General features: G+C 62.3%; 6 protein-coding genes. 5 read left to right on the top strand and 1 reads right to left on the bottom strand.

Annotated features, from left to right (window positions below; translation table 11 throughout):
- Positions 1-237: 237 nt before the first annotated feature.
- Together rpoC and LXM94_RS24350 are read left to right on the top strand one after the other, a co-directional pair.
- Positions 238-4,449 (top strand): DNA-directed RNA polymerase subunit beta', encoded by a 4,212-nt coding sequence (rpoC, locus tag LXM94_RS24355; RefSeq protein ID WP_235774260.1) that lies wholly within the window; start codon positions 238-240, stop codon positions 4,447-4,449.
- Positions 4,450-4,588: 139 nt separating this feature from the next.
- Positions 4,589-5,581: a C40 family peptidase gene (locus LXM94_RS24350; RefSeq protein WP_235774259.1), complete on the top strand. Its 993-nt coding sequence runs from the start codon at positions 4,589-4,591 to the stop codon at positions 5,579-5,581.
- Positions 5,582-5,641: 60 nt separating this feature from the next.
- Here LXM94_RS24350 and LXM94_RS24345 read toward each other — a convergent pair whose 3' ends face one another.
- Complete coding sequence (locus tag LXM94_RS24345) at positions 5,642-5,938, bottom strand: transcriptional regulator (RefSeq protein WP_235774258.1); 297 nt, start codon at positions 5,936-5,938, stop codon at positions 5,642-5,644.
- Positions 5,939-6,513: 575 nt separating this feature from the next.
- Between LXM94_RS24345 and rpsL the strand changes: the two genes are divergently transcribed.
- The 3 genes from rpsL to fusA are packed head-to-tail and all read left to right on the top strand — an operon-like array spanning position 6,514 to position 9,545.
- Positions 6,514-6,885 (top strand): 30S ribosomal protein S12, encoded by a 372-nt coding sequence (rpsL, locus tag LXM94_RS24340; protein WP_003507760.1) that lies wholly within the window; start codon positions 6,514-6,516, stop codon positions 6,883-6,885.
- A gap of 58 nt (positions 6,886-6,943) precedes the next feature.
- On the top strand, positions 6,944-7,414 hold the full coding sequence (gene rpsG / locus LXM94_RS24335) for a 30S ribosomal protein S7 (RefSeq protein WP_235774257.1): 471 nt from the start codon (positions 6,944-6,946) through the stop codon (positions 7,412-7,414).
- 31 nt (positions 7,415-7,445) lie between these two features.
- Entirely contained in the window at positions 7,446-9,545 is a 2,100-nt protein-coding gene (gene fusA / locus LXM94_RS24330; protein WP_235774256.1) for an elongation factor G, read from the top strand.
- Positions 9,546-9,691: the final 146 nt, after the last annotated feature.

The following is a 9,691-nucleotide window of genomic DNA, read 5'->3' as shown; positions in this document are numbered from 1 at the left end:
GAACTCGAAGATCGATCCGGCTGCCGAAGCGAGCCAGCTTCCGGACGCCGCGGAATAAGACATGTCGACGCGCGCCGTTCAGGCGCGCGTCGTTCCCGTCCAGCGGATCGTCCGCGGGGCAGGGAAGTGTCGCCGCTTCGCAAAGCGGCACTATCCGTTTCAGGCGACAGTGCGGCACCCGGGTATCGCCGCATTCGTCCGCCAAGATGAGGGCCCAGGCCCACAAAGGAGACAGGCATGAACCAAGAGGTCATGAATCTTTTCAATCCGCAGGTGCCTGCGCAGACCTTCGATTCCATCCGGATTTCGATTGCGTCGCCGGAGAAGATTCTCTCCTGGTCGTACGGCGAGATCAAGAAGCCGGAAACCATCAACTACCGCACGTTCAAGCCCGAGCGTGACGGTCTCTTCTGCGCGCGCATCTTTGGCCCGATCAAGGACTACGAGTGCCTGTGCGGCAAGTACAAGCGCATGAAGTACAAGGGCATCATCTGCGAGAAGTGCGGCGTCGAGGTCACGCTGTCGCGCGTGCGCCGCGAGCGCATGGGCCACATCGAGCTTGCGGCCCCCGTCGCCCACATCTGGTTCCTGAAGTCGCTGCCGTCGCGCATCGCGACGCTGCTCGACATGACGCTGAAGGATGTCGAGCGCGTTCTCTATTTCGAGAACTACATCGTCACCGAGCCGGGCCTGACCGCTCTGAAGGAGAACCAGCTTCTCTCCGAAGAAGAGTACATGATCGCCGTCGACGAATATGGCGAAGACCAGTTCACGGCGATGATCGGTGCGGAAGCCATCTACGAGATGCTCGCCTCGATGAACCTCGAGAAGATCGCCGGCGACCTGCGTTCCGAGATGGCCGACACCACGTCGGATCTCAAGCAGAAGAAGCTGATGAAGCGCCTGAAGATCGTCGAGAACTTCATGGACTCCGGCAACCGTCCGGAATGGATGATCATGAAGGTCGTGCCGGTGATCCCGCCGGACCTGCGTCCGCTGGTGCCGCTCGACGGCGGCCGTTTCGCGACGTCGGACCTCAATGATCTCTACCGCCGCGTCATCAACCGCAACAACCGTCTGAAGCGCCTGATCGAGCTTCGTGCGCCGGGCATCATCATCCGCAACGAGAAGCGCATGCTTCAGGAATCGGTGGATGCACTGTTCGACAACGGCCGTCGCGGCCGCGTCATCACGGGTGCCAACAAGCGCCCGCTGAAGTCGCTCTCCGACATGCTGAAGGGCAAGCAGGGCCGGTTCCGCCAGAACCTGCTCGGCAAGCGCGTCGACTATTCCGGCCGTTCGGTCATCGTGACGGGTCCGGAACTCAAGCTGCACCAGTGCGGCCTGCCGAAGAAGATGGCGCTCGAGCTCTTCAAGCCGTTCATCTATGCCCGCCTCGACGCCAAGGGCTTCTCGTCCACCGTCAAGCAGGCGAAGAAGCTGGTCGAGAAGGAAAAGCCGGAAGTCTGGGATATCCTCGACGAGGTCATCCGCGAGCATCCGGTCCTGCTCAACCGCGCGCCGACGCTGCACCGCCTGGGCATCCAGGCCTTTGAACCGATCCTGGTCGAAGGCAAGGCGATCCAGCTGCATCCGCTCGTCTGCACGGCCTTCAACGCCGACTTCGACGGCGACCAGATGGCCGTCCACGTGCCGCTGTCGCTCGAAGCCCAGCTCGAAGCCCGCGTGCTGATGATGTCGACCAACAACATCCTGCATCCGGCGAACGGCGCACCGATCATCGTGCCGTCGCAGGACATGGTTCTCGGCCTCTACTATCTGTCGATCCTGAACCAGAACGAGCCGGGCGAGGGCATGGCCTTCTCCGACATGGGCGAACTGCACCATGCGCTGGAGACCAAGTCCGTCACGCTGCACGCCAAGATCAAGGGCCGCTTCAAGACGGTCGATGCCGACGGCAAGCCCGTCTCGAAGATTTTCGAGACGACCCCTGGCCGCATGATCATCGGCGAACTGCTGCCGAAGAACCCGAACGTGCCGTTCGACATCTGCAACCAGGAAATGACCAAGAAGAACATCTCCAAGATGATCGACACGGTCTACCGCCATTGCGGCCAGAAGGACACGGTCATCTTCTGCGACCGCATCATGCAGCTCGGCTTCACCCATGCCTGCCGTGCCGGCATCTCGTTCGGCAAGGACGACATGGTGATCCCGGACACCAAGGCGAAGATCGTCGGCGACACCGAATCGCTGGTCAAGGAATACGAGCAGCAGTACAACGACGGCCTGATCACCCAGGGCGAGAAGTACAACAAGGTCGTCGATGCCTGGGGCAAGGCGACCGAGAAGGTCGCGGAAGAAATGATGGCCCGCATCAAGGCCGTCGAGTTCGACCCCGCGACCGGCCGCCAGAAGCCGATGAACTCGATCTACATGATGTCGCATTCGGGCGCCCGCGGTTCTCCGAACCAGATGCGCCAGCTGGGCGGCATGCGCGGCCTGATGGCCAAGCCCTCGGGCGAGATCATCGAGACGCCGATCATCTCGAACTTCAAGGAAGGTCTGACCGTGAACGAGTACTTCAACTCGACGCACGGCGCCCGCAAGGGCCTCGCGGACACCGCCTTGAAGACCGCGAACTCGGGCTACCTGACCCGTCGTCTCGTCGACGTGGCGCAGGATTGCATCGTCACGCATGTCGATTGCGGCACCGACAACGGTCTCACCATGACCGCCATCGTCGATGCCGGTCAGGTCGTGGCGTCGATCGGTTCGCGCGTTCTCGGCCGCACCGCGCTCGACGACATCGATCACCCGGTCACGGGTGAGCGCATCGTCGATGCAGGCCGGATGATCCTCGAGGCCGATGTCGTCGAGATCGAGAAGGCCGGCATCCAGTCGATCCGTATCCGCTCGGCGCTGACCTGCGAAATCCAGACCGGCGTCTGCGGTGTCTGCTACGGTCGCGACCTGGCGCGCGGCACGCCCGTCAACATGGGCGAAGCCGTCGGCGTCATCGCGGCGCAGTCGATCGGCGAGCCAGGCACCCAGCTCACCATGCGAACCTTCCACCTGGGCGGCACGGCGACCGTGGTCGACCAGTCGTTCCTGGAAGCGTCCTATGAGGGCACGGTGCAGATCAAGAACCGCAACATGCTGCGCAACTCCGACGGCAACCTCGTCGCGATGGGCCGCAACATGGCGATCACCATTCTCGACGAGCGTGGTGTCGAACGGTCGTCGCAGCGCGTCGCCTACGGTTCGAAGATCTTCGTCGACGACGGCGACAAGGTGAAGCGCGGCCAGCGTTTCGCCGAGTGGGACCCCTACACCCGTCCGATGATGACGGAAGTGGAAGGTGTCGTGCACTTCGAGGACGTGGTCGACGGCATCTCGGTCCTGGAAGCGACCGACGAGTCCACCGGCATCACCAAGCGTCAGGTCATCGACTGGCGCTCGACGCCGCGCGGTACCGACCTGAAGCCGGCGATCGTCATCAAGGACAAGAACGGCGCGGTGCTGAAGCTCGCCCGCGGCGGCGACGCACGCTTCATGCTCTCGGTCGACGCGATCCTTTCGGTCGAGCCGGGCCAGAAGGTCTCGCAGGGTGACGTTCTTGCCCGTTCGCCGCTGGAAAGCGCCAAGACCAAGGACATCACCGGCGGTCTGCCGCGGGTTGCGGAACTGTTCGAGGCCCGTCGTCCGAAGGACCACGCCGTCATCGCGGAGATCGATGGCACGGTCCGCTTCGGCCGCGACTACAAGAACAAGCGCCGCATCACGATCGAGCCGGCGGAAGACGGTGTCGAGCCGGTCGAGTACCTGATCCCGAAGGGCAAGCCCTTCCATCTTCAGGACGGCGACTACATCGAAAAGGGCGACTACATCCTCGACGGCAACCCGGCGCCGCACGACATCCTGGCGATCAAGGGCGTGGAGGCTCTGGCTTCCTACCTCGTCAACGAGATCCAGGAAGTCTACCGTCTGCAGGGCGTGGTGATCAACGACAAGCACATCGAGGTGATCGTTCGCCAGATGCTGCAGAAGGTCGAGATCACCGATGCGGGTGATTCCACCTACATCGTCGGCGACAATGTCGACCGGATCGAACTGGAAGACGTCAACGACCACCTGATCGAGGAAGGCAAGAAGCCGGCGAGCGGAGAGCCCGTTCTGCTCGGCATCACCAAGGCGTCGCTGCAGACCCCGTCCTTCATCTCGGCCGCGTCCTTCCAGGAGACCACCAAGGTCCTCACGGAAGCCGCGATCGCCGGCAAGACGGACGGCCTGCAGGGCCTCAAGGAGAACGTCATCGTCGGCCGCCTCATCCCGGCCGGCACCGGCGGCACCATGACGCAGATCCGCCGCATCGCGACGGCACGCGACGAGATGATCCTCGACGAGCGCCGCAAGTCGACCGGCGCAGGCGCCGCCACCCCGATGCTGGCGGACCTCGCCGGCGCCGAAGGCGCTGCGGCCGAATAAGGTCGCGGTGCATCAGCTCGCAATCACGACAAGGCCGCCCGGAGCGATCCGGGCGGCCTTGTCGTTGCGGCCAGCACCGCCGTCTCTGGACATCGCTAGTCTCTTGCGCCACTCTCGTTGCTCAATGAGAGGTTGAAATATGGGCGACTTTAGCGTCAAGGCTTTTGTCGAGAACATCCGCCAGCATGGCTGGTCGAAAGCCACCGTGTCCTTGTCCTTGCTTCTGGCATTTGCCGTGCTGGACAGTTTTACAGGCAAGATAGTCCCAACGGTCGTGCAGCGGGTCGAAAACTATCTCGATCCCTCGACCGTGACCCTCAAGTTCGCCGACAAAGTTGCCATTGCCGACGGCGGAATCTATCTGCGAACGGCGACCTCCGAACCGGAGCCCGAGGGAACCTCGACTTACACCGTCGTGTCATCGACGGATGTGGTCGTTCATGCGCTTCCCGGAAGCTACATTCTTACGGTTCGTCGACTGAACCGCGGACGGACCGAAACGGCAAGCGATGTGGTGCGCTTCGAAAAGCCCGGCGATGAAGTGAAGGTCGAGATCGCGGCCGACGACTGGCTGTCCGAAGAGGACGAGCAAATCCCCGGTGTCGCCGCTGACGGCACGAATGGCGGCAGCGGCAATCAGGTCTTGCGCGGGACGCGATGGACCACGACGTCCGAGGACTATGCCGTCCTGGCGGATATCGCCGACCGGCGCCTGCGCCTCACGCTGGCATCGGCACTGGTCGAAGTTGGGGTCGAGGAAAATGCCGACAAGGGACGACTTGCCGACTATTGGAAAACAGTCGAAAGCTGGCCGACCTCCACGGACGGCGTGCCGTGGGGAGGCGTGTTTTTAAGCTGGGTGGTGACGAGCGCCGGTTTCGAGCCGCCAAAGGCGGCACCATCCTTTCTCGCTTGGCAGGAATGGGGCAGGGCGGTCCCGCCGGCGGATGCAGGGCCCGGCATGTTGGCGATCTTTCAACGCGATGGCGTGCCGGAATCCCGAAGCCGCCTTATGATCGGTGTGATCCTCAGGGTGCAGCCGGAGTGCATCGAGATCGTTGGCGGCAACGTCGCCGATCGCGTGGCAATTACCTGTATAGAGGGTCGTGCTGACATAAAGGCGCCGGATTAGCTTTCCTTGCACGACCGCGCCACGGCCGCCGGCGCGGTCGTCGCACAGGCGATGCTCCCGTCACGCAAACCGGATGATCGCGACCTCGCCTTCCAGCGCGCCCTGGTAGGCGGACGCGTGCGGTTCCTCGTGGGGGGCGTCGGTGAGCGTGCCGATCTGGTCGAGATCGGCTTCGAGAAAACCTTCCTCGGTCAGCGCGTTCAGCGCCTCGCGAACGGCGGTGTCGTCGTCGGGCGCCGACAGCATGACGTGAATGTCGACGCCCGCGCGGTCGCCTTCGCGTTCATAGGCCTTGCCGATGATGATGAAGACCATCGCGTCCTCGGTGTCATTGTCGTTGTCGGGGGTAAGGGACATGGCGTATCCTTGGAACTGTCGGGCAATTGTCCGGTCTATAGGCGCTTTGCTCAGGTTGCCCTACGGACAAATCCGGGTGGATTGTCGCATCCGCCGACTCGGCGCTCGGCGGGAATCACATTTCCGGGCGCAGGGCAGGGCGATTCTCGGAAGAGCCGTCATTAAGACTCTTTTCATCTCTCTTTCTTTCTCCTGCCGTCGATCGGTCGCTTCAGGCGCCCCCGAGAGCCCCGCGATTGCTGCATTCCAGCCATTCCGCGCGGAGATTATTTGCCGCCGCCCCTTGACGGACAGGGCTTTAGTCAGTAGACCGCACGCCATCAGAGCCTATGTGAGGCTGGCTGGTTCGGAACGACTCGTTCTGGAGTTCGCCTCAAACAGGGTTCGAACGCACGTCGAAGAATGAATGCTGCACGCAAGACGCGGGGCAAACTGCGTCCTCTGCCTTGTCGGGGCCATCTGCCTGAAAAGCGGATCGGCCTTGTTTTGCGCATGATGATGAGCGTGTGGCCATGCCGGAAACGGCGAAATCCGCCCGCAAGGGTAACGAGACAAGATTTGCAAGGGATGGTTATATGCCTACCGTAAACCAGCTGATCCGCAAGCCGCGTCAGGCACAGGTCAAGCGCAACAAGGTTCCTGCCCTGCAGGAGAACCCCCAGAAGCGCGGCGTTTGCACCCGCGTCTACACGACGACCCCGAAGAAGCCGAACTCGGCTCTGCGTAAGGTCGCCAAGATCCGCCTGACCAATGGCTTCGAAGTCATCGGCTACATTCCGGGCGAAGGCCACAACCTGCAGGAGCACTCCGTCGTCATGATCCGTGGCGGCCGCGTGAAGGACTTGCCGGGCGTGCGCTATCACATCATCCGCGGCGTTCTCGACACCCAGGGCGTCAAGAACCGCAAGCAGCGCCGTTCGAAGTACGGTGCGAAGCGTCCGAAGTAACACAGCAACCGGCGCCATTTCGCCGGTCAGATCATTTCCAAGTTGAGAGACGAAAAGTATGTCCCGTCGCCATAGAGCAGAAAAGCGCGAGATCAATCCGGACCCGAAGTTCGGCGATCTCGTCGTCACCAAGTTCATGAACGCCATCATGCTGGACGGCAAGAAGTCCGTCGCCGAAACGATCGTTTACGGCGCCTTCGATGTCGTGCATGGCAAGTCCAAGCAGGACCCGGTGACGGTGTTCCATTCCGCTCTCGACAACGTCGCGCCGCATGTCGAAGTCCGGTCGCGCCGCGTCGGCGGTGCAACCTACCAGGTCCCGGTCGACGTCCGCCCGGAGCGCCGCCAGGCCCTCGCCATCCGCTGGCTGATCGCCGCTGCCCGCAAGCGTAACGAAACGACCATGGTCGAGCGCCTTTCCGGCGAACTCATGGACGCAGCGAACAACCGCGGCAGCGCCGTCAAGAAGCGCGAAGACACGCACAAGATGGCCGACGCCAACCGCGCCTTCTCGCACTACCGCTGGTAACCGAAACTAGACGTCTCGAAAGGAGTCCGAAATGGCTCGCGAATACAAAATCGAAGACTACCGAAATTTCGGTATCATGGCGCATATCGACGCCGGCAAGACCACGACGACCGAGCGCATCCTCTACTATACCGGCAAGTCCCACAAGATCGGCGAAGTCCATGACGGCGCCGCGACGATGGACTGGATGGAGCAGGAGCAGGAGCGCGGCATCACCATCACGTCCGCTGCCACCACGACCTTCTGGAAGGGCCGTGACGGCAAGATGCGCCGCTTCAACATCATCGACACTCCCGGCCACGTCGACTTCACCATCGAAGTCGAGCGTTCGCTGCGCGTTCTCGACGGCGCCATCGCGCTGCTCGATGCGAATGCCGGCGTTGAGCCGCAGACCGAGACCGTCTGGCGCCAGGCCGAGAAGTATCATGTTCCGCGCATGATCTTCTGCAACAAGATGGACAAGACCGGCGCGGACTTCTACCGCTCCGTCTCGATGATCAAGTCGCGCCTCGGTGCGATCCCGGTCGTCATGCAGCTGCCGATCGGCGCTGAAAGCGACTTCAAGGGCGTCGTCGACCTGATCGAGATGAACGCTCTCATCTGGCGCGACGAATCGCTCGGCGCCCAGTGGGACGTCGTCGAAATTCCGGAAGACATGAAGGCCCAGGCCGAAGAGTATCGCGAGAAGCTGATCGAGACGGTCGTCGAGATCGACGAAGCGGCAACCGAAGCCTATCTCGAAGGCAACCTTCCCGACAACGACCAGATCCGTGCGCTTGTGCGCCGCGGTACGATCGACGTGAAGTTCCACCCGATGTTCTGCGGCACGGCCTTCAAGAACAAGGGCGTTCAGCCGCTGCTCGACGCTGTCGTCGACTACCTGCCGTCGCCGCTCGACATTCCGGCGATCAAGGGCATCGACGTCAAGACCGAAGGCGAAATCGAGCGTCACGCCGATGACGCCGAGCCGCTCTCGATGCTCGCCTTCAAGATCATGAACGACCCCTTCGTCGGTTCGCTGACCTTCGCCCGCATCTATTCCGGCAAGCTCGAAAAGGGCACGTCGGTCATGAACACGGTCAAGGAAAAGCGTGAGCGCGTCGGCCGCATGCTGCAGATGCACTCGAACTCCCGCGAAGACATCGAAGAAGCCTTTGCAGGCGACATCGTCGCTCTCGCCGGCCTCAAGGAAACCACGACGGGCGACACGCTCTGCGATCCGCTGAAGCCGGTCATCCTCGAGCGCATGGAATTCCCCGAGCCGGTCATCCAGATCGCGATCGAGCCGAAGTCCAAGGGCGACCAGGAAAAGATGGGCCTTGCGCTCAACCGCCTGGCAGCCGAAGACCCGTCCTTCCGCGTCAAGACCGACGAGGAATCCGGCCAGACGATCATCGCCGGCATGGGCGAACTCCACCTCGACATCCTGGTGGACCGCATGCGCCGCGAGTTCAAGGTCGAGGCCAATGTCGGTGCGCCGCAGGTTGCCTATCGTGAGACGATCACGAAGACCTGCGAAGAGGACTACACCCACAAGAAGCAGACCGGCGGTACCGGCCAGTTCGCCCGCGTCAAGATCATCTTCGAACCGAACCCGGAAGGCGAAGACTTCAAGTTCGAATCGAAGATCGTCGGCGGCGCGGTTCCGAAGGAATACATCCCGGGTGTCCAGAAGGGCATCGAGAGCGTTCTCTCCTCCGGTCCGCTGGCTGGCTTCCCGATGCTCGGCGTCAAGGCGACGCTGATCGACGGTGCCTTCCACGACGTCGACTCGTCGGTTCTCGCCTTCGAAATCGCGTCCCGTGCCTGCTTCCGCGAAGCCGCCCGCAAGGCCGGTGCGCAGCTTCTCGAGCCGATGATGAAGGTCGAGGTCGTGACGCCGGAAGACTATGTCGGCGACGTGATCGGCGACCTGAACTCCCGTCGCGGCCAGATCCAGGGCCAGGAGAGCCGTGGCGTCGCCGTCGTGATCGCGGCCAACGTCCCGCTCGCGAACATGTTCAAATACGTCGACAACCTGCGCTCCATGTCCCAGGGCCGCGCGCAGTACACGATGACGTTCGACCACTATGCGCCGGTTCCTTCGAACGTGGCGCAGGAAATCCAGGCGAAGTATTCCGGTCAGAAGTGACCGGAATACCAGGTTCCGAAACAGAATTGAGACATTCCCCGCAAGGGGACAGAGAACGGAGAGCCGGAAATGGCAAAAGGTAAGTTTGAGCGCAATAAGCCTCACGTGAACATCGGCACGATCGGTCACGTTGACCACGGCAAGAC

Origin of the sequence: Rhizobium alarense (assembly GCF_021555155.1) — a bacterium.
Lineage (GTDB): Bacteria > Pseudomonadota > Alphaproteobacteria > Rhizobiales > Rhizobiaceae > Rhizobium_D > Rhizobium_D alarense.
Note: the sequence above shows the minus strand (reverse complement) of the source record. Positions and strands in the feature narration are given on the sequence as shown.